General features: G+C 73.0%; 17 protein-coding genes. 5 read left to right on the top strand and 12 right to left on the bottom strand.

Annotation, left to right across the window (positions count from 1 at the left end; translation table 11 throughout):
• Genes H7H31_RS30165 through H7H31_RS30155 form a run of 3 tightly spaced genes read left to right on the top strand, consistent with a single transcriptional unit; the run spans window position 1 to window position 3139 of the window.
• Window positions 1-804, top strand: coding sequence for an STM4013/SEN3800 family hydrolase (locus tag H7H31_RS30165; protein ID WP_187064953.1), 804 nt, complete (start codon window positions 1-3; stop codon window positions 802-804).
• Entirely contained in the window at window positions 801-2177 is a 1377-nt protein-coding gene (locus tag H7H31_RS30160; protein ID WP_187064942.1) for an STM4012 family radical SAM protein, read from the top strand. The genes H7H31_RS30165 and H7H31_RS30160 overlap by 4 nt, the downstream gene beginning before the upstream one ends.
• An 11-nt stretch (window positions 2178-2188) precedes the next feature.
• Window positions 2189-3139, top strand: coding sequence for an STM4011 family radical SAM protein (locus H7H31_RS30155; RefSeq protein WP_187064941.1), 951 nt, complete (start codon window positions 2189-2191; stop codon window positions 3137-3139).
• Here the strand turns inward: H7H31_RS30155 and H7H31_RS30150 are convergent.
• From H7H31_RS30150 to H7H31_RS30140, 3 genes are all read right to left on the bottom strand, one after another.
• Entirely contained in the window at window positions 3129-3929 is an 801-nt protein-coding gene (locus tag H7H31_RS30150) for an SAM-dependent methyltransferase (protein ID WP_187064940.1), read from the bottom strand. The two genes, H7H31_RS30155 and H7H31_RS30150, sit on opposite strands and share 11 nt — an antisense overlap.
• A 95-nt stretch (window positions 3930-4024) precedes the next feature.
• Window positions 4025-4261 (bottom strand): DUF397 domain-containing protein, encoded by a 237-nt coding sequence (locus H7H31_RS30145; RefSeq protein WP_187064939.1) that lies wholly within the window; start codon window positions 4259-4261, stop codon window positions 4025-4027.
• A gap of 3 nt (window positions 4262-4264) precedes the next feature.
• Window positions 4265-5134, bottom strand: coding sequence for a helix-turn-helix domain-containing protein (locus H7H31_RS30140; RefSeq protein WP_187064938.1), 870 nt, complete (start codon window positions 5132-5134; stop codon window positions 4265-4267).
• Between the two features lie 137 nt (window positions 5135-5271).
• Between H7H31_RS30140 and H7H31_RS30135 the strand changes: the two genes are divergently transcribed.
• Window positions 5272-5781, top strand: a complete 510-nt coding sequence (locus tag H7H31_RS30135) for an ATP-binding protein (RefSeq protein ID WP_187064937.1) — start codon at window positions 5272-5274, stop codon at window positions 5779-5781.
• Window positions 5782-5973: 192 nt separating this feature from the next.
• Here H7H31_RS30135 and H7H31_RS30130 read toward each other — a convergent pair whose 3' ends face one another.
• Window positions 5974-6765: an SGNH/GDSL hydrolase family protein gene (locus H7H31_RS30130; RefSeq protein WP_187064936.1), complete on the bottom strand. Its 792-nt coding sequence runs from the start codon at window positions 6763-6765 to the stop codon at window positions 5974-5976.
• Window positions 6766-6992: 227 nt separating this feature from the next.
• On the opposite strand from H7H31_RS30130, the gene H7H31_RS30125 reads away from it, so the two are divergent.
• A complete protein-coding gene (locus H7H31_RS30125; RefSeq protein ID WP_187064935.1) occupies window positions 6993-7817 on the top strand; it encodes a tyrosine-protein phosphatase in 825 nt (274 codons plus the stop codon).
• Between the two features lie 56 nt (window positions 7818-7873).
• Here the strand turns inward: H7H31_RS30125 and H7H31_RS30120 are convergent, their stop codons facing one another.
• From H7H31_RS30120 to hpnC, 8 genes are all read right to left on the bottom strand, one after another.
• Window positions 7874-9271 carry an aspartate aminotransferase family protein gene (locus H7H31_RS30120; RefSeq protein ID WP_187064934.1) on the bottom strand — a complete coding sequence of 466 codons (1398 nt, stop codon included), beginning with the start codon at window positions 9269-9271 and terminating at the stop codon, window positions 7874-7876.
• A 131-nt stretch (window positions 9272-9402) separates the two neighbouring features.
• Window positions 9403-10425, bottom strand: a complete 1023-nt coding sequence (gene hpnH / locus H7H31_RS30115) for an adenosyl-hopene transferase HpnH (protein WP_187064933.1) — start codon at window positions 10423-10425, stop codon at window positions 9403-9405.
• Window positions 10426-10430: 5 nt separating this feature from the next.
• Complete coding sequence (locus H7H31_RS30110) at window positions 10431-11201, bottom strand: 5'-methylthioadenosine/S-adenosylhomocysteine nucleosidase family protein (protein ID WP_187064932.1); 771 nt, start codon at window positions 11199-11201, stop codon at window positions 10431-10433.
• Window positions 11201-13141, bottom strand: a complete 1941-nt coding sequence (gene shc / locus H7H31_RS30105) for a squalene--hopene cyclase (protein WP_187064931.1) — start codon at window positions 13139-13141, stop codon at window positions 11201-11203. The genes H7H31_RS30110 and shc overlap by 1 nt, the downstream gene beginning before the upstream one ends.
• Window positions 13142-13286: 145 nt before the next feature.
• Window positions 13287-14387, bottom strand: a complete 1101-nt coding sequence (locus H7H31_RS30100; RefSeq protein ID WP_187064930.1) for a polyprenyl synthetase family protein — start codon at window positions 14385-14387, stop codon at window positions 13287-13289.
• Window positions 14384-15811, bottom strand: a complete 1428-nt coding sequence (gene hpnE, locus H7H31_RS30095) for a hydroxysqualene dehydroxylase HpnE (RefSeq protein ID WP_187064929.1) — start codon at window positions 15809-15811, stop codon at window positions 14384-14386. Before hpnE ends, H7H31_RS30100 begins: the two co-directional genes overlap by 4 nt.
• 270 nt (window positions 15812-16081) lie before the next feature.
• Window positions 16082-17032, bottom strand: a complete 951-nt coding sequence (hpnD, locus tag H7H31_RS30090) for a presqualene diphosphate synthase HpnD (RefSeq protein WP_187064928.1) — start codon at window positions 17030-17032, stop codon at window positions 16082-16084.
• The gene (hpnC, locus tag H7H31_RS30085; RefSeq protein WP_187064952.1) at window positions 17029-17895 is read right to left on the bottom strand and encodes a squalene synthase HpnC; all 867 of its coding nucleotides are present in this window, start codon (window positions 17893-17895) and stop codon (window positions 17029-17031) included. Before hpnC ends, hpnD begins: the two co-directional genes overlap by 4 nt.
• Window positions 17896-18226: the final 331 nt, after the last annotated feature.

The following is an 18226-nucleotide window of genomic DNA, read 5'->3' as shown; positions in this document are numbered from 1 at the left end:
ATGAACGCCGTCGTGGGCAGCCACGACATCCTCCTGGTCACCCTGGACACGCTGCGCTACGACGTGGCCGTCGACCTGCTGGCCCGTGGCCGGCTGCCGCACCTGGCGCGCCATCTGCCCGGCGGTCGCTGGGAGCGCCGACACGCCCCCGGCAGCTTCACCTACGCCTCCCACCAGGCGATGTTCGCGGGCTTCCTGCCCACGCCGGCCACCCCGGGGCCGCACCCACGGCTGTTCGCGGCGCGCTTCGCGGGCAGCGAGACCACCGCGAGCGGCACGTACGTCTTCGACGCCCCCGACCTGGTGTCGGGCCTGGCCGCGGCCGGATACCACACGGCCTGCGTCGGCGGCGTGGGCTTCTTCAACAAGGGCGGCGCGCTCGGCTCGGTGCTGCCCGGCCTCTTCCGGGAGAGCCACTGGGAGCCCGAGTTCTCCGTGGCCTCGCCCACGTCGTTCGAGGCGCAGGTGGCCCGCGCCGAGCAGGTCGTGGCCCGCACCCCCGCCGAGCAGCCGCTGTTCCTCTTCGTCAACGTCTCCGCGTTGCACCAACCCAACTGGTTCCACCTGCCGGGCGCCACGCGCGAGGCGGGCGACTCGTGGGAGACGCACGCCGCCGCGCTGGAGTACGTCGACCGGCACATCGGCCGCCTGCTGGCCGCCGCGAGCAGCCGCCGCCGCTGCTTCGCCATCATCTGCTCCGACCACGGCACGGCGTACGGCGACGGCGGCTACACCGGCCACCGGCTCGCCCACGACGTCGTCTGGACCGTGCCGTACACCCACTTCTTCCTTGAGGGCCCATGACCGTCACCATCCCGCTCAGCACGCCCGGCAACGACGCCGACCCGACCGGCTCGCCGTACCGGTCGTACGTCTACGGCTACCCGCACAAGACCGCGTACGAGAAGTTGGACCCCCGCCCCGCGCTGCGCGAGCTGTGGGCGGGCGAGGACCGCGGGGCGTTGTCGCTGTACGCGCACATACCGTTCTGCGAGGTCCGCTGCGGCTTCTGCAACCTGTTCACCCGCATCGGCGCGCCCGACGGTCTCACCGGCGCCTACCTCGACGCCCTGGAGCGGCAGGCGCGCGCCGTGCGCGAGGCGCTGGACGAGGGAGGTGACGCGCCACGGTTCGCGAACGCCGCGTTCGGCGGCGGCACGCCGACGTTCCTGACCGCCGCCGAACTCAGCCGGCTGTGCGACATCGCCGAGCGGCGGATGGGCGCCGACCTGCGGGCCGTTCCGCTGTCGGTCGAGGCGTCGCCGGCGACGGTGACCGCGGACCGGCTCGCGGTGCTCGCCGAGCGCGGGACCACCCGGCTGAGCCTCGGCGTGCAGACCTTCGTCGAGGCCGAGGCCCGGGCCGCCGTCCGGCCGCAGCGCCGCGCGGACGTGGAGGCGGCCCTCGGCCGGGTACGCGACGCCGGCATACCCGTGCTCAACATCGACCTGATCTACGGCATCACGGGCCAGACCGAGCAGTCCTGGCAGCGCTCCCTCGATGCGGCGCTCGCCTGGCGGCCCGAGGAGCTGTACCTGTACCCGCTCTACGTCCGGCCGCTGACCGGCCTCGGCCGGGGCGGCACCGGGGCGGACCCGGCCTGGGACGAGCAGCGGCTGCGGCTCTACCGGCACGGCCGCGACACGCTGCTGGCCAGCGGTTACGAGCAGACGTCGATGCGGATGTTCCGGCGTCGCGGTGCGCCGGTCGTCGGCGACGACGAGTACGCCTGCCAGCGCGACGGCATGGTGGGCCTGGGATGTGGCGCCCGCTCGTACACCTCGCGGCTGCACTACTCCTTCGACTACGCCGTGGACATGCGCGAGATTCGGACCATCGTCGACGACTACGTGGCGCGGCCCGCCGACGCGTTCGCGCGGGCGACGCACGGCCGTTGGATGGACGAGGACGAGCGCCGGCGCCGGCACGTGTTGCAGTCGGTGCTCCAGGCCGCGGGGATGGTGGTGGCCGAGTACCGGCAGCGGTTCGGCACCGATCCTGTCGCGGACTTCGCGGACGAGTTGGCCCGGTGCGCCGAGCGCGGCTGGCTCGACGAGAGCGCCGGGCCCGAGGTGTTGCGGCTGTCCGCCGAGGGGTTGGCGCACTCCGACGCGCTCGGGCCGCTGCTGTTCTCGCCCGCCGTGCGGAAAGCCATGGCCGCCTACGAGCCCAAGTGAGGAGCGCGCACATGCGAGAGGAGTCGGCGACCGGCGCCGGACCCGGGCCGTGCGAGGGCGCGGGCACGGAGCTGACCGTGCTCTACCGGGGGCCGCTGGCCTCCTGCGACTACGACTGTCCGTACTGCCCGTTCGCCAAGCGCCGCGACTCCCGCGAGCAGTTGCGCGCCGACCGGGCGGCCTTGGAGCGCTTCACCGACTGGGTCGCCGAACACACCGATGACCGGTTGTCGCTGCTGTTCACGCCGTGGGGCGAGGGGCTGGTCCGCTCCTGGTACCGGCGCGCGCTCACCGAGCTGAGCCACCTGTCGCACGTGCGCCGGGTGGCGATCCAGACCAATCTGAGCTGCCGCACCGACTGGCTGGGCGCGGCGGACCTGGACGCGCTGGCGCTGTGGTGCACCTACCACCCGGGGCAGACGCCGTACGAGCGGTTCGTGGCCAAGTGCGGCGAGTTGGTCGAGCGCGGGGTGCGGTTCAGCGTCGGCATCGTGGGGCTGCCCGAGCACCTGGCGGCGGCGCACCGACTGCGGGCCGCGCTGCCCGCGCACGTCTACCTGTGGGTGAACGCGGCCGAGGGGCGCGCGTACACCGACGCGGAGGCCGAGCAGTGGACCGCGATCGACCCGCTGTTCGGCTACAGCCGGCACCCGCACGAGAGCGCCGGCCTGCCCTGTCGGACGGGCTCCTCGGTCATCTCGGTGGACGGCGACGGCACGGTACGCCGCTGCCACTTCGTCCGCGACGCGTTGGGCAACCTCTACGACGGGTCCTACCGGGCGGCCCTGCACCCGCGCCCGTGCACGCGGGCGGTGTGCGACTGCCACATCGGCTACGTGCACCTGGAGACGCTGCCGCTGTACGACGTGTTCGCCGGCGGCGTGTTGGAGCGGATACCGGCGCGGACACCGGCGCCGGGCGCGGTGCCGGTGCCGCTCGGCCCGACCAGGCTCACCGCTTGACGCCCACGCCCCCGTAGAAGGCGACCCGGCTGTCCTCCGCCGCGGCGGCGGGGTCCTCCGGTTGCCATCGCGACGCCTGCACGACCCCGGGCTCCAGCAGGTCGAGCCCCGCGAACAGGGCCTCGACGGCCGGCCGGTCGCGCAGGTGGAGGGAGGCGGTGGCGGCCCGGTAGACCTCGCTGGCGTCGCCGCCCGCGCGGTGGAAGTCGCCCGTGCCGTGGCTGAGGACGAGGTAGCTTCCGGCGGGCAGCGCGTCCCGCAGCGCGGCGACGATGCCGGCCGGGTCCTCCTCGTCCTTGACGAAGTGCAGGACGGCGAGGAGCAGTACGGCCACCGGCTGATCGAAGTCGATCAGCTTGCGGACGGTGGGGTGGCCCAGGATGTGGCGCGGCTGCCGGGCGTCGGCCAACAGGAAGCCGACGCCCGGCGTGTTGGTCAGCCGGGCCTCGGCGTGGGTGGCCACGATCGGGTCGTTGTCGACGTAGGCCACGCGGACGTCGGGGGCGATCTGCCGGGCCACCTCGTGCGTGTTGGGCGAGGTGGGGATGCCGGTGCCGATGTCGATGATCTGCCGCACGCCCTGTCGCACCACGTGCTGCACGGCGCGGAGCAGGAACTGTCGGTTGGCGCGGGCGCTGGGGCGGGCCTCGGGGGCCATGGCTATGACACGCTCGGCCGCCTCGCGGTCGATCTCGTAGTTGTCTTTTCCACCGAGGTAGTAGTCGTACATGCGGGCCGGGTGTGGCCTGCTGGTGTCGATCCCGGGGATCGAGGGGCCCTGCTCAACCATGCCGTGCTCCGCTCGGTGCCGATGCCTGTGGTGTCGCCGCGGTCGCTCGCCCGTGCACCGCCTCGCCGGCGCTGGCGGCCGGCGAGGCGGTGCGGTCAGGCGAGGAGGAAGTCGGCGTCACCGGCCTTCGCGCCCTGGATGAACCGCGCGATCTCGTGGTGGGTGTAGATCAGGGCGGGGCCGTCGGGATCGGTGGACTGGCGCAGCGCGATCCGGCCGTCGCCGAGGCGCATGGCCTCCACGCAACTCCCCCCGTTGCCCCCGCTCCAGGGCTTGTGCCAGCCTTCGGTGCCGAGGTCGGTGGCGGGCATGCCGTTGTAGATGCGATCCATGGTTCAGATCTCCTTGCGAATGCCACCGAGGATCGACTCGGTGGTCTGTGCTGGCGCGGCTTGCGCGCACATCCGGTCCAGGGCCTCCAGGAACATCGACACGTCATCGCGCTGGTCGAAGTAGACGGCGCCGACGAGGCTCTCCGAGTACGCGATGTCGGGAAGTTCCGGGATCGGGAACCGGAAGATGTGGAAGGGGCCGTACATGGCCGGGTGTGGCCCGGCGTCGAACGGCATGACCTGGAGCCGGACGTTGGGCATGGCGGTGGCCTCGATGAGGCGCGCGAGTTGGTCGCGCATCACGCCGGGTCCGCCGATCGGCCGCCGCAGCACCGTCTCGTCGAGCACGGCCCACAGCAGCGGCGGGTTCTCGCGGGTGAGCAGCGCCTGGCGCTCCTTGCGCAACGCGACACCGCGGTCGATGTCCGCCTCGGAGGCGTGGGGCATGCCGGCGCGCAGCACGGCGCGCGTGTAGTCCTCGGTCTGCAGCAGGCCGGGGATGTAGTGCGGCTCGTAGGCGCGGATGAGGTTGGCCTCGACCTCCAGGCTGACGAAGGCGCTGAACCAGTCCGGCAGCACGTCGCGGAACCGGTGCCACCAACCGGGCTGGTTGGCCTCGCGGGCCAGCGCGAGGAAGCCTTCGACCTCTTCCTGGTCGCTCACGCCGTAGGTGGTCAGCAGCTTCTCGACGTACGGGATCTTCAGGCCGACCTCGGCCTTCTCCATCCGGCGGATCGTGGCGTGGGTGACGTCGAGCGCACGACCGGCCTGCTCGTAGCTGAGCCCGGCCTTCTCCCGCAGGTCCTGCAGGCGCCTGCCGAGCACCACGCGCAAGACGGTCGGGGCACCGCCTCCCGACCGTGCGTCTGCCACTGCCGTTCCCCTTCCAAGCGCCGTCACAGGTAAGCAGTCTGTCATGTGCTCAGCTCACCGAACAGACTGCTCTTACGATTCTGCAATTTACAGATTGAAGCTTGCCATTCGTCACTGACGGGCCGCATAGTTGCGGCGTGGCCACTTCATACGACGGTCTCTGGTTAGGACGCCCGGGCGGCGCGGTCGCCCAACGCCTTCAGGACGCGTTCCATCTGCCGGCGCTCAGCACCTCCGTCGCTGAGGCACGCAAGCGGGTTCTGGCCCGGCTGGCCGAGTGGGGTGCCTGCGACGAACTGCGGGACGACGCCCAACTCGTCGTATCGGAGCTGTTCACCAACGCGGTGCGGCACACCAACAGCGACCGGGTCCGCTGCGAACTACGCGTCTTCGCCGACCGACTCCGGGTCGAGGTGGCGGACCAGGGGCGCGAGCACGCCACGCTGTGCCCCCGCGAGAGCGGCTGGGAGCAGGAGGGCGGACGCGGGCTGATGCTCGTGGAGGCGCTGTCCGACTCCTGGGGCGTGCGCCCGCGCGAGGGCGGCCAGGGCCGGGCCGTCTGGGCCTATCTGCCGACCGCCGGTCTGCCGGCGCAGTCCGCGGGCCTCCCGGACCGGCCCGCCGGTTCCTCCCCGATGTGGGCCTGACGGGCCTGCCCCTGTCTGGTCCCGCCTGACGGGCCTGCCCCTTCCGGGCCTGACGGGCCCGCTCCCGCACGACGCGGGACTGCGGCGCAACGGCGCCGGAGCCCGCCCGACAGGGCCCACGCCCGGCGCCAACGACAGCGCGAGCCCGCGCCCGGACGGCGCCCCGCGCTGCCCCGGAGCGCCGGTCGCGGACTAGAGCGGCAGCAGGTCGGGCCGCTTGGGCTCGACGTGGTCGCCGGAGGACTCGCCACGCAGCCGGCGGCCGATCCAGGGGACCAGGTGCTCGCGCGCCCAGTGGATGTTGTCCCGGCGCACGGCCGCGGCGGGGCGCTGGGCCAGCGGCGGCCAGGGCTGGTCGGGGTCGGCGCACACCTCGAGGCCGAGGACCTGCGCGGCGCGCAGGGCGACCCGGGTGTGACCGTCGGGCGACAGGTGCAGGCGGTCAGCGCTCCAGGCGCGCCGGTCCTGCACGGAGCGCAGCGACCACAGGTCGAGCACCGGGCAGTCGTAGCGGTCGGCGATGGCGCGCACGTGCGCCGTGTACGTCGCGATCTTCCCGCGTAGATGCCGCAGCACCGGCACGTCGCGCGTGTCGAAGCCGGTGCACACCAGCACGGTGCCCACGGACGACGCGAGCTTGGCCACCGCCGCCTCGTACCGGCTGGCGACGTCGTCCGGGTCGCTGCCCGGTCGCAGGATGTCGTTGCCGCCCGCGCAGAACGACACGAGTTCGGGCCCCAGCTCAAGGACGCGCGGCACCTGCTCCTCGACGATCTGGTCGAGGAGTCGGCCGCGCACGGCGAGGTTGGCGTAGCGGAAGTCGTGCTCGGCGCGTTGGTCCGACAGCAGCACGGCGAGCCGGTCGGCCCAGCCTATGAAGGCCCCGTCGGGCCCCGGGTCGCCGACACCTTCGGTGAAGCTGTCTCCGACGGCCGCGTACGACTCGAACGCGTCACTGGTATTGGTCTTCGAATCGGCTGCCACGTCCGCACATCCTCCTCCGTGTGAAGTGACCTACGCCACCGTAACCATGGGTTGACGTGGGGTGATCTATCCCACTGGATCTCTCACATAAAGCCGGAATAAGCATCTGCGCCGGCGATGACAAGGTGCGGGCGCGGCCGAAATGATGGGGTGCCGGGCCCGTACCGTAGGGTCGGCCCCCAGCCTCTCGTTGACCACAGCAGGCACACCCGCACCGAGGAGCAGCCGTGACACAGCAGATCCCGCACGCCTCCCCCCACACCCCGGACGAGACGGAACCGCGCCTGTCGGGGGTCAGGAACTTCCGGGACGTGGGCGGCCTGCCGACGATCGACGGCCGGCGGGTGCGGTCGGGTGTGCTCTTCCGCAGTGGTCACCTCGCCCACGCGACCGAGGAGGACGCGGCGTTCCTGGCCACGCTGGGCCTGCACACCATCTTCGACTTCCGCAACGCCGCCGACATCAGGGTCGAGGGACCCGACGTCGCGCTCCCCGGCGTCCGCAACGTCAACATCCCGCTCACCGACCCGGCCGAGGGCGCCGAGTTCTGGTCCATGGTCTTCCACGGCGACATCGAGCAGCTCCGGGCCGAACTCTCCGACGGCCAGGCCGCCGGCCGGATGACCGCCTCGTACCGCACGATGGTCACCACGCGCACCGCCGAACACGCCCGCGTGCTGGCCGCGCTGGCCGATGACAGCGTGCCGGCGCTCATGCACTGCGCGGCCGGCAAGGACCGCGCGGGCCTGTCGATCGCCATCACCCTGCTCGCCGTCGGCGTCACCCCCGAGGCGATCGAGGCCGACTACCTGGCGTCGGCGGCGGCGCACCGCCGCTACAAGGTGCGGCGGCACAGCGACTCCGCCGAGGCCATGTCGCCGGAGGTGCTCGAACTCATCGGCCCCCTCTTCGACGCGCGGGCCAGCTATCTGGCGGCGGCGTTCGAGGCGATCGAGACGACCTGGGGCGACACCGAGCGCTATCTCACCGAGGGACTCGGCCTCACCCCCGCGCTGCGTGGGCGGCTGCGCGAGCGGCTGCTGACCGACTGACCGCCGGCGCGCGCGGGGCCCGTGCCGGGGCGCGCGCCCGGCACGGCCACCCGCGCTCACCGACTGGCGACGGCTTGTTTCACGAGGGTCTTGCCGAACTCCCACAGCAGGCCGCCTCCGTCGTGCGCGTCGTCCATGACGTCCGTGAACGCCGCCACGAAGCGGTCCACCTCCGGCTCGCCGATGATCAACGGTGGGATCAGCTTGATCACTTCCAGGTGGTCGCCGGAGACCTGGGTCAGGATGCGGTGCCGGTGCAGCAGCGGCGCCACCACCAACTGCGCGAACAGCCCCTTCCGCGCGGCCTGAAGCATCGTCCAACGGCTGCGCAGCTTCAGCGAGGTGGGCCGGCCGAACTCGATGCCGATCATCAACCCCCGGCCGCGCACCTCGTGCAGCAGTTCGTAGCGCGGCACGAGCGCGGCGAGCCGTTCGCGGAGCAGGTCTCCGGTGCGCCGGGCGCGGGCCACCACGTCCTCCTGCTCCATGACCGCGAGGGTCGCCAGGCCGGCCGCCATGGCCTGGGCGTTGGAACCGAAGCTCGCGGAGTGCACCAGCACCCGGTCCATCGAGGAGTAGACCCGCTTGAAGATCCAGTCCTTGCCGAGGGTCGCCCCCACCGGCACGTAACCGCCGGACAGCGCCTTGGCCACGCACACCAGGTCGGGCTCGACGCCGTCCTCGTGCTGGTAGCCGAAGAAGTCCCCGGTGCGCCCGATGCCGGTCTGCACCTCGTCGGCGATGAGCAGCGCCTTGTGCCGGTGCAGCAGGTCCTGGGCGGAGCGCAGGTAGCCGGGCGGGGCCGCGAGCACGCCCTTGCCCTGGATCGGCTCGACCACCAGAGCGGCCACGTCGCCCCGCCGCAACTCCCGCTCCAGGGCGGCCAGATCGCCGAGCGGCACCGCCGTGTCGGGCAGCAGCGGCGCGAAGCCGTCGCGGAAGCCGTCCTCGCCGTTGACCGAGAGCGCGCCGGTGGTCAGCCCGTGGAAGGCGTGCGGGCAGTACAGCACCCGGGGCTTGCGGGTGGCGTACCGGGCGAACTTGAGCGCCGTCTCGACCGCCTCGGTGCCGCTGTTGCCGAAGAACACCCGGTCCAGGTGCGGCGCGTGCGCCAACAGCCGCTCGGCGAGGAGTCCGGGCAGCGGCTGGCAGTCGAAGCGGGTGAGGTCGGCCAGGCCCGCGTCCAGGACGTCGTGCAGCGCCTTGCGGACCACGGGGTGGTGGCGGCCGAGGCCCATCACCCCGAAGCCGGCGAGCATGTCCAGGTAGTCCTGGCCGTCGGCGTCCCAGAAGTACGCGCCCTCGGCCCGCTCGTAGACCTTGTCGAAGCCGATGGTGTGCAGCATGCGCGGCAGCTGGTGGTTCAGGTACCGGGCGTGCAGTTCGTAGCGTTCGGCCCCGCGCTCCGTGAGGAGTCTGCCGAGGTCGAAGCCCGTCGATTCGGCCACCGTCATGCCCCTGCCCCTTCGTGTGTGCGTCGCTCGTCCTGCCCCGCCGGCCGGTGCGGGCCGGGGGGCCGGCCCCCCCCCGGGGACGGGCGCCGGCCCCCGCTCGGGGTGGGTGCCCGGCGCCCGCGCCGGCGGCCTCACTTGTTGGCCGACACCGTTTCCCTGGCCGCGCGCAGCGACTCCTTGAGGGAGCCCATGGTGGCGAGCACCGCCGTGGGCTCGTACCCGCAGTGCGCCATGCAGTTGTCGCAGCGCGGGTCCTTGCCGCGGCCGTACTTGTCCCAGTCGGTCTCCTCGATCAGCTTCTGGTACGTGGTCACGTACCCGTCGCTCATCAGGTAGCACGGGCGCTGCCAGCCGAACAGCGAGTAGTTGGGGATGCCCCAGGCCGTGCACGGGAAGTCGGTCTTGCCCTCCAGGAAGTCCAGGAAGAGCGGGCTGTGGTTGAGCCGCCAGCGGCGGCGGTTGCCGCCGGCGAACGCCTTGCGGAACAGTTCCCTGGTCTGGCCGACGCCCAGGAAGTGCTCCTGGTCCGGCGCCTTCTCGTAGGCGTAGGCGGGCGAGATCATCATCTCGTCCACCTCGAGGTCGTCGTTGAGGTAGTTGAGCACCTCGATGATGTTCTGCGGGGTGTCGGTGTTGAAGAAGGTCGAGTTGGTGGTGACCCGGAAGCCGCGCCGCTTGGCCTCCTTGATCGCCTCCACCGCCTCGTCGAACACCCCCTCCTTGGCGACCGACTCGTCGTGCCGCTCGCGCAGGCCGTCGATGTGCACGGTGAAGGCGAAGTAGGGCGAGGGGGTGAACTTGTGCAGCTTCTTGCGGAGCAACACCGCGTTCGTGCAGAGGAAGACGTACTTCTTGCGCTTGACCAACTGGCGGACGATCTCGTCGATCTGCGGGTGCATGAGCGGCTCGCCGCCGGCGAGGGAGACCATCGGGGCGCCGGACTCCAGCACCGCGCCGACCGCCTGCGCCACCGGCATCCGCTGCTTGAGCACCCCGGCCGGGTGCTGGATCTTGCCGCACCCCTCGCAGGAGAGGTTGCACGCGTACAGCGGTTCCAACTCCACGATCAGCGGGAACTTCTCCCGCCGCCGGATCACTTTCTGTTCAAAGAGATACGTCCCGACCCGGATGGTCTGACGAAGCGGCATGGCCATCTAGCTCACCTCCTGGAGAGCGGTAACGAACGGTGCCATTGGCAGAAAGCAGGAAGGATCGAGCGGAGCACCCGGAAGGCGGATATTCCACCGCGCAGGGTGCCGATGCGGACCAGCTCATGCTCTGGAGCGTCCACGACCACCCGAACGGCCGCAACCGGACGCGGGCCCGCCCGCACGGCGGTACGCAGGGTCGCCGCGGACTCCATGTCCACGGCGACGGCCCCGGTCGCCCGCAGCCGGGCGCGCTCGGCGCCGCGCACCACGTGGTCGGAGCCGGCCACCGGGCCCGTGTGCACGGCGGGCGCGGGGCCGCGTCCGGAGCGCCGGCAGAGTTCGGCCAGGGCGCTGGCGAGCACCTCGGTGCCGGTGCACTCGGTGCTGCCCGCGTGGTCGCGGGTCTGGTCGGCGACGACGAGGTCGCCGGGGTGCATCCCCGGGGCGAGCCCGGCGCAGAAGCCGGTGGCGATGACGGCCGCCGGGCCCGGGCCCCGTACCGGCCGGTGACCGGCCGCCGAGCCCGGACCCGGCGCACGCCCCGGGGGCTCGGCATCACCCGCTCCCGACCACCCTGGCCCCGGCCCGGCCGCCGTGGCCAGGATGCGCTCCATCGAGCGCTCGGCCGCCCGCGGGCCCATCCCGGTGCGCAGCAGCACCACGGGGCCCGCGGCGGCGCCGCGGTCGCCGCCGCGCAGCGCGAGCCGCTCGATGCCGAGCGCGCAGACCACCAGGAGCGGCGAGGCCGCGCCCGGGTCCGCGGCGGAGGCGTCCGCCATCAGGTCCCCTGCCGTTCCGCCCCGAACGGCTGCGCGTGGATGTAGCGGCCGAGCGCGGTGATCGGGAAGACCACCCGGTACAGGTGGTAGTTGATGGAGAAGTCCCACGGGAAGCCGGTGCCGGTGAAGTACGGCTCGTCCCAACTGCCGTCCGGGCGCTGGGTCTCCGCCAGCCAGGCGATCCCGCGCCGCACGCACTCGCTCTCCCGCTCGCCGGCCGCGAGCAGCGCCAGCAGCGCCCACGCGGTCTGCGAGGCGGTGGACTCGCCTCGGCCCACCCACGCGCGCTCCCGGTACGAGCGCTGGTCCTCGCCCCAGCCGCCGTCCTCGTTCTGCACGCTCTCCAACCAGCTCACGGCCCGCCGGATGCTCGCGTGCGTGGTGGGGATGCCGGCGAGCACGAGGGCGGGCACCACGGAGCCGGTGCCGTAGAGGTAGTTGGTGCCCCAGCGGCCGAACCAGGCGCCGTTCGGCTCCTGTTCGGCCAGCAGCCAGTCGATGCCGCGCTGGGTGCGCGGGTCGCCCCGCTCGCCGAGCGCCACCAGCATCTCCACCACGTGCGCGGTGACGTCGGCCGACGGCGGGTCGATGACCTCACCGAAGTCGCAGAACGGCAGCTTGTTGGGGAACGGGCTCACGTTGTCCGCGTCGAAGGCGCCCCAGGCCCCGTTGCTCGACTGCATGCCCAGGTTCCACTCGGCGCCGCGCTGGATGGCCCGCTCGACGCGCTGCGGGTCCGGGTGGCTGACCCGGCGCAGCGCGAGCACCACCTCGGCGGTGTCGTCGATGTCGGGGTAGTTGTCGTTGTGGAACTCGAACGCCCAGCCGCCGGGGCGCAGTTCGGGCCGGCGCACCGACCAGTCGCCCGGCTTGTACACCTGCTCGTCAAGCATCCAGTCCGCGGCGCGCACCAGGGCCGGGTGGTCGTCCGGCAGGCCCGCGTCCGCCAGCGCGATGGTGGCCAGGCAGGTGTCCCACACCGGCGACTGACACGCCTCGACCATCCGGACCCGCTCCCCGTTCTCGTCCTCGCGCCAGACGGCGAACCGGTCGAGGGAGGCGAGGCCGGCCCGGAGCACCGGGTGCTCCAGGTCGTAGCCGAGGAGGTGCAGGGCGATCACCGAGTAGACGGCCGGTGGCTGGATGCCGCCCCAGCAGCCGTCGTTCTCCTGCCGTTCGATGATCCAGCGCGCGCAGGAGCGGATGGCGGCCCGACGCAGCGGGCGGACGGCGACCTTGCGGTAGCTGTGCAGCGCCCGGTCGAGGCGCTGGAAGGCGCCGTCCCAGGTGGTGGCGGGGGCCAGCGGGCGCGGCGGGTTGGGCCGGCGCGGGTCGGTGTGCAGCTCGTCCAGCGCGAACGGCGCGGGGCGCACCGGGCGCTTGGCCGAGACGATGGTCAGCGGCACGATGGTCTGCCGCGCCCAGCAGCCGAAGTCGTAGATGTTGAGCGGCGCCCACTTGGGCAGGTAGATCAGCTCGGGCGGCAGCTCGGGCAGGTCGTCCCAGCTCCACCAGCCGAAGAGGGCGAGCCAGATGCGGGTGAAGACGCGGCTCGCGGCGATGCCGCCCGCCTCGCGCACCCACGCGGCGGCCGCGGCCAGGTAGGGCGCGTCCGGCTCGTCGCCCGCCAGGCGCAGCGCCACGTACGCCTCGATGGTCGCGGAGAGGTCGGGCGGGCCGCCGTGGAAGGTGGCCCAGGTGCCGTCCGGGCGCTGCTGGGAGCGGATGTGGCGGGCCGCCGCCGCGGTGGTGCCGGGGTCCTGGATGGCGAGGAACTGACGGAGCAGGAGGTCTTCGGCGTCCATGGTGACGTTGGTCTCCAGGTCACCTTTCCACCATCCCTCCTTGTCCTGGCGGGCCAGCAGGTGGTCGACGGCCCGGGCCGTCGCCTGCCGGGCCGCCGTTAAAACGGTGGTTGTTTCGACGACTGTCGCTGTCATGGCTTCCCCTTTCACAGTCCGTTCACTGCCGTGCTGGGGTTGCGTCGGAGGGCGCCGTGGCCGGCGCCCTCCGGCGACCGCGAGCTAGGTGTGGTGGCTGAGCCTGGCCGGATACTCCTGCCAGCCCCCGTGTCTCATGGGCAGGTCATCCCTCTCGTACGACGACGAAGTCGGCGAGCGCCACCAGTTGCGCTCGTACCGCAGCGGGCATGTCCACCTCGTGCAGCGCCGCGACGGCGGTGGCGTGCTGCCGACGAGCTTCCTGGGAGGTCCACTCGCGACCGCCAGCCTCCTCGATCAACGCCGCTCGGCTAGCGAACTCTTCCTCATCGAAGTCAGCGATGTCATCCGTTTTCCCGTCATGACTCGCGTCGGCCGCCAGAATGCGGGCCAGCCGCTCGGAGGCGGGCCCGCCGGCGGCCAGCGCGGCGACGACGGGCAGGGACTTCTTGCGCTGACGCAGGTCGCTCCAGGGCCGCTTGCCGGTGGCCACCGGGTCGCCCCAGATGCCGAGCAGGTCGTCGACGGCCTGGAAGGCGAGCCCGAGGTGGTAGCCGTACGTCTCCAACGTGTCGGCCATCCGGTCGTCGGCGCCACCGAGCACCGCGCCGATGGAGACCGAACAGGCCAGCAGAGCCCCGGTCTTGTTGCCCTCCATGTCCAGGCACTCCTGGACGTTGACCCGCCCGCGCTGCTCGTACGAGATGTCCTGGGCCTGCCCGTCGATGAGGCGGCGGGTGGCGATGGTCAGCCGCCTGGTCGCGCGGCCGGCGTCCACCGTGCCCAGCTCCAGCAGGACCTCGTTGGCCAGCGCGAACAGCGCGTCGCCCACCAGGACGGCCTGGTCGGGGCCGTGCACCTTCCACACGGTGTCGCGGTGGCGGCGCTGCTCGTCGCCGTCCATCAGGTCGTCGTGCAGCAGCGAGAAGTTGTGCACGAGCTCGACCGCGACCGCGCCGGGCAGGCCGACCTCGGGGGCCGCGCCCGCGGCCTCGGCGGAGAGCAGGGCGAGCGCGGGGCGCACCGCCTTGCCACCGTCGGCGGCCGAGGGGTTGCCGTCGGCGTCGATCCAACCGAAGTGGTAGGCGGCGACGGAGTTCATGGGCGGGGCGAGCCTGTCGACGACCTCGCGCAGCACGGGCGTCACCAGGGTGCGCCCGCGGGCCAGCATGGCGCTGACGTTCGCGGTCTCGACGGGGATGGCCGGAGTCACGGTCTCTCCTCTGTTTCCGGTCACAGTGCTCATACCGCCTCCCGCAGCGGGCTGCGGTGCGGGCGGCCGAGCTCGGAGAGCGCCGCGCCGGCCGCGGTCAGCCCGCTGCGCACCGCGCTCTCCATGGTCGCTGGCCAGCCGGTGGCGGTCCACGCGCCGGCCAGGTACAGGCCGGGCGCGTTCGTGGTGGCGGGCGGGCGCAGTCGGCCGACGCCCGGCGCGGGAGCGAAGGTCGCCGTGCGCTCCCGGGTGACGAAGAAGTCCCGCACGGTCGCGCCGCGGGCGGCGGGCAGCAGGCGGGCCAACTCGGGCAGGTAGCGCTCGCGCAGCCGGGCCACGGGCTGGTCGATGTCGTCGTGGGCGGCGGACTGGGAGACCGCCAGGTACTGGCCCTCGGTCAGGCCCGAGGTGTCGGTGCGGTCGAAGACCCACTGCACGGGGGTGCCGATGGCCACGAAGAAGGGGCGGCGCAGCACCGTGCGGTCGTAGACGACGTGCAGGTTCAGGATGGGCGCGGTGCCGATCTTCAGCAGCCGGCCGGGGTCGTCCAGCGCTCCGGCCGGCAGCAGTCCGTGCGCCTCCTGCTGGGGCAGGGCCAGGACGACCGTGTCGGCGGTGAGCCGGGTGCCCGCGTGCGGCGCGGTCTCCACCTCGACGCCCCAACCGCCGTCCGCCTCGCGACCGATGCCGGTGACTCGGCTGCGCAACTCGACGCGCACGCCCGCCGCCTCCAGCGTGGCGCGGGCCCTGGTGTCGTGCAGCTCGCCGAGCGGCACCCGGGGGATGCCGATGTCGGCGTGGCCGGGCTTGGTGAGCAGCCCGGTCTTGAAGACCATGGTGGCCAGGCCGAGGGAGCACTGCGCGGAGCGGGCGTTGAGGGTCGCCACGGCGACGACATCCCACACCGCCTGGATGGCGCGCGCGGACTGGCCCTTGCTGCGCAGCCAGTCCCCGAAGTTGATGCCGTCCAGGGCCGGGTCGTGCGGGTCCAGTGACTTCAGGGCGAGCGCGGCCCGGCCGACGGCCGCCCGCTCCAGGGGTGACAGGTGCGGGTAGGTGGCCAGGGTGGCGGCCAGGTGCAGCGGCACCGGGAGCGCGGTGCGGCGCAGCCGCCCGAGCCGCGGCTCGGCGCGGCCGACGTCGAGCACGGGCACGTCGAGCCGGTCCTGCAGCGGGGCCAGGTGGCGGGCGCCGACGCGGTCCAGGAACCAGCCGTAGGCGGTGCAGCACCGCAGGTAGACGTGTTGGCCGTTGTCGATGGTGAGTTCGCCGGCGGGCGAGGGGCGGCGGAAGGAGAACGCGGCGCCGCCCAGCCGGGGCCGGCCTTCGAGCAGGGTCACCCGCAGCCCGGCGTCGGCCAGGGCGAGGGCGGAGGTGATGCCCGCGAGCCCTCCCCCGACGACGATGGCGGTCCGGCCCGCGCGGGTCGGGTGCTCAGGGTGCGTGCTCGCTGCCATCGTGCGCCCCTTTCTCGGCTGTGCTCGGCTGCTGCTGCTCGGCTGTGTACGGGTTCCGCCTCGCGACCGCTCGGGCCGCTGGCGGCCGGTTCTCGCCGCTCCAGGCCGCGGGCGGCCGGCGCCGCGACCGTTCCCCGGCTGCGACGGGGGACGCCGCGACGCCCCGTAGGGTTGCCCGGCCGGCGGGGCTCTCACGCCGGGTCGCGCGAACGTACTGATCTCCCAGCGTGCGCGGGGGCCGACCGGCGTGCGGCACGGGCGCGGGGACCATCACCTGCGCCCCCCGCCGACCCGCCGGTTCACGGTGCGCGCGTCGACACCGGCCAGGCCGCGCACGGCGACGTACGCCTTCTCCCTCCCGGGCAGCGAGACGCGGCCGTGCAACACGGCCGCGGGGTCCCTGGCGATGCGCTCAAGGAGTCTGCGGTAGATGCCGGCCATGGCGGCCACGCACGCGCCGCTGCGCCGGTCGAGCAGCGGCAGGAGCCGGTAGCCCTCGGCGAACAGCGCCCGCGCGCGCCGGGCCTCGAAGTGCACCAGGCCCGTGAAGTCGGCGCCGGCCGGCGGCGTGGCGCCGCGGAACCCCGCCGAGCAGCCGAACTTGGCCAGGTCGTCGGACGGCAGGTAGGTGCGCCCGTTGGCCGCGTCCTCCCGAACGTCCCGCAGGATGTTGGTGAGTTGGAGGGCCAGCCCCAGCGTGTCGGCGTACTCGGCGGCGCGCTCGGCGCCGGGGGCCCCGGGCACCGTGCCGAAGACGCCGAGCGAGAGGCGGCCGATGGCACCGGCCACGCACCGGCAGTAGACCCGCAGCTCGTCCCACGTCTCGTAGCTCTCGCCGCGGACGTCCATCAGCACGCCGTCGATCAGCTCGTCGAGTCCGCCGAGCGGGATCGGGAAGCGGCGCGCGGCGTCGGTGAGGGCGACGGCCACCGGGTCGGTGTCGTCCTGCTCCACCGCGCCGTCCGCGATCCGGCGCAGCAGTTCGCGGGTGCTCTCCAGCCGGTCTGCCTTGGCCGACGCGCTCAGGGCGCCGTCGCCGATGTCGTCCACCCGGCGCGAGAAGGCGTACAGCGCGGACATCGCCCGCCGCTTGTCCGGGGGCAGCAGTCGGATGCCGTACGCGAAGTTACGGGCCTGCTGGCCGGTCACGGCCTCGCAGTAGCGGTACGCCGCCGTCACCGGTGCGGGGGTAGGCGAAGGTCCTTCCACTTCCTGGGTCACCCCTCTCCTCGCAGTGTCGCCGCGACCTCGCGCAGTTGGCTGAGCTTGGTGGGCTTGGGGGGTGCGGGGAACACGTCGTGGTCGGCGCGCACGACCGCTTTCAGGGCGGCCCGCCCGCCGCCCACGAAGCCGGCGAGCAGCAGCCTGAGCCGGCCGTGGACGCTGCTCACCAGCGGAGAGCCCTCGTTCAGCAGGTCATGGGCGCGACGGGCCTCGAACGCGATCAGCGCGCGCACCGGTGCGCTGGCCGTCCGGGCCCGCAGGTCCGCCTCCGTCACGCCGAAGCGCCGCATGTCCTCGGCGGGCAGGTAGATCCGGTCCCGGCCGAGGTCCTCGACGACGTCCTGAAGGTGCTCGATGATCTGCAACGCGGTGCAGATCGCGTCCGAGCGCCGCACGCGCTCGGGCGTCGCCGTCCCGGTGATGGCCAGGACCAGACGGCCCACCGGGTTGGCGGACAGCTCGCAGTAGTCGAGCAGTTCCTGGTAGCTGGCGTACCGACGCACCCGCTGGTCCTGCCGGTTGGCCTCGATGAGGCCGAGGAAGGGGCCCGGGCCGAGTCCGCACCGGCGCACGGTGGGGCGCAGCGCGCGCAGCAACGGGTGTCGGGGCGGCTCCGCCCGGTCGTCGAAGACCCGGCGCAGGTCGGCCTCGAACGCGTCGAGCAGCGCGGTGGTGTCGTGGGCCTGGGACCGGTCGAGGCCGAGCAGCACGGCGTCCCCACCGCCCGGCGCGAGGTCGCCGTCGCCGATGTCGTCGACGAGTCGGGCGTACCCGTACACGGCCATGAGGTCGTCGCGCCAGGCGCGCGGGAGGAAGAAGGGGGCGACGGGAAAGTTCTCGTGCGCTGCCTTGTCGAGCACCGCGCGCGCCTGCTGCTCCGGCCAGGCTCGCGGGGTGGGGTGGGACCGGCTGCGCTCGTCTTCCAGGGTCACCGGAGACAGCCAGGCGTACGGGCGCGTACAGCGCCACCACAGGGGGCAGGGGCGCCGGGGCCTGCGGGGGCACTGGGTAGGGGCCGCGTGGCCAATGCCGTCACATCCCCCGTTCTACACCGCATGTCAGTCACGGCACGACGCGGACACGCCGCGCCCCAGGTCGCGGGGGATGGGCTCCGGACCCCCGAACGGGGGGCCGGACACGTGTCCGCCATAGTCCGGATGGTCATCAGTACAGCGTACGCGGAGCCGAGCG

The sequence above is a fragment of the Streptomyces buecherae genome, assembly GCF_014295035.1.
Taxonomy (GTDB): domain Bacteria; phylum Actinomycetota; class Actinomycetes; order Streptomycetales; family Streptomycetaceae; genus Streptomyces; species Streptomyces youssoufiensis.
The sequence above is the reverse complement of the archived record's forward strand: the minus strand, read 5'-3'. Positions and strand labels throughout refer to the sequence as shown.

What these genes read in the sequence shown, in the direction of transcription:
- H7H31_RS30165 (WP_187064953.1), top strand. Translation starts at nt 1, where the DNA reads ATGAACGCCGTCGTGGGCAGCCACGACATCCTCCTGGTCACCCTGGAC.
- H7H31_RS30160 (WP_187064942.1), top strand. Translation starts at nt 801, where the DNA reads ATGACCGTCACCATCCCGCTCAGCACGCCCGGCAACGACGCCGACCCG.
- H7H31_RS30155 (WP_187064941.1), top strand. Translation starts at nt 2,189, where the DNA reads ATGCGAGAGGAGTCGGCGACCGGCGCCGGACCCGGGCCGTGCGAGGGC.
- H7H31_RS30150 (WP_187064940.1), bottom strand. Translation starts at nt 3,929, where the DNA reads ATGGTTGAGCAGGGCCCCTCGATCCCCGGGATCGACACCAGCAGGCCA.
- H7H31_RS30145 (WP_187064939.1), bottom strand. Translation starts at nt 4,261, where the DNA reads ATGGATCGCATCTACAACGGCATGCCCGCCACCGACCTCGGCACCGAA.
- H7H31_RS30120 (WP_187064934.1), bottom strand. Translation starts at nt 9,271, where the DNA reads ATGACGGTGGCCGAATCGACGGGCTTCGACCTCGGCAGACTCCTCACG.
- hpnH (WP_187064933.1), bottom strand. Translation starts at nt 10,425, where the DNA reads ATGGCCATGCCGCTTCGTCAGACCATCCGGGTCGGGACGTATCTCTTT.
- H7H31_RS30110 (WP_187064932.1), bottom strand. Translation starts at nt 11,201, where the DNA reads ATGGCGGACGCCTCCGCCGCGGACCCGGGCGCGGCCTCGCCGCTCCTG.
- shc (WP_187064931.1), bottom strand. Translation starts at nt 13,141, where the DNA reads ATGACAGCGACAGTCGTCGAAACAACCACCGTTTTAACGGCGGCCCGG.
- H7H31_RS30100 (WP_187064930.1), bottom strand. Translation starts at nt 14,387, where the DNA reads ATGAGCACTGTGACCGGAAACAGAGGAGAGACCGTGACTCCGGCCATC.
- hpnE (WP_187064929.1), bottom strand. Translation starts at nt 15,811, where the DNA reads ATGGCAGCGAGCACGCACCCTGAGCACCCGACCCGCGCGGGCCGGACC.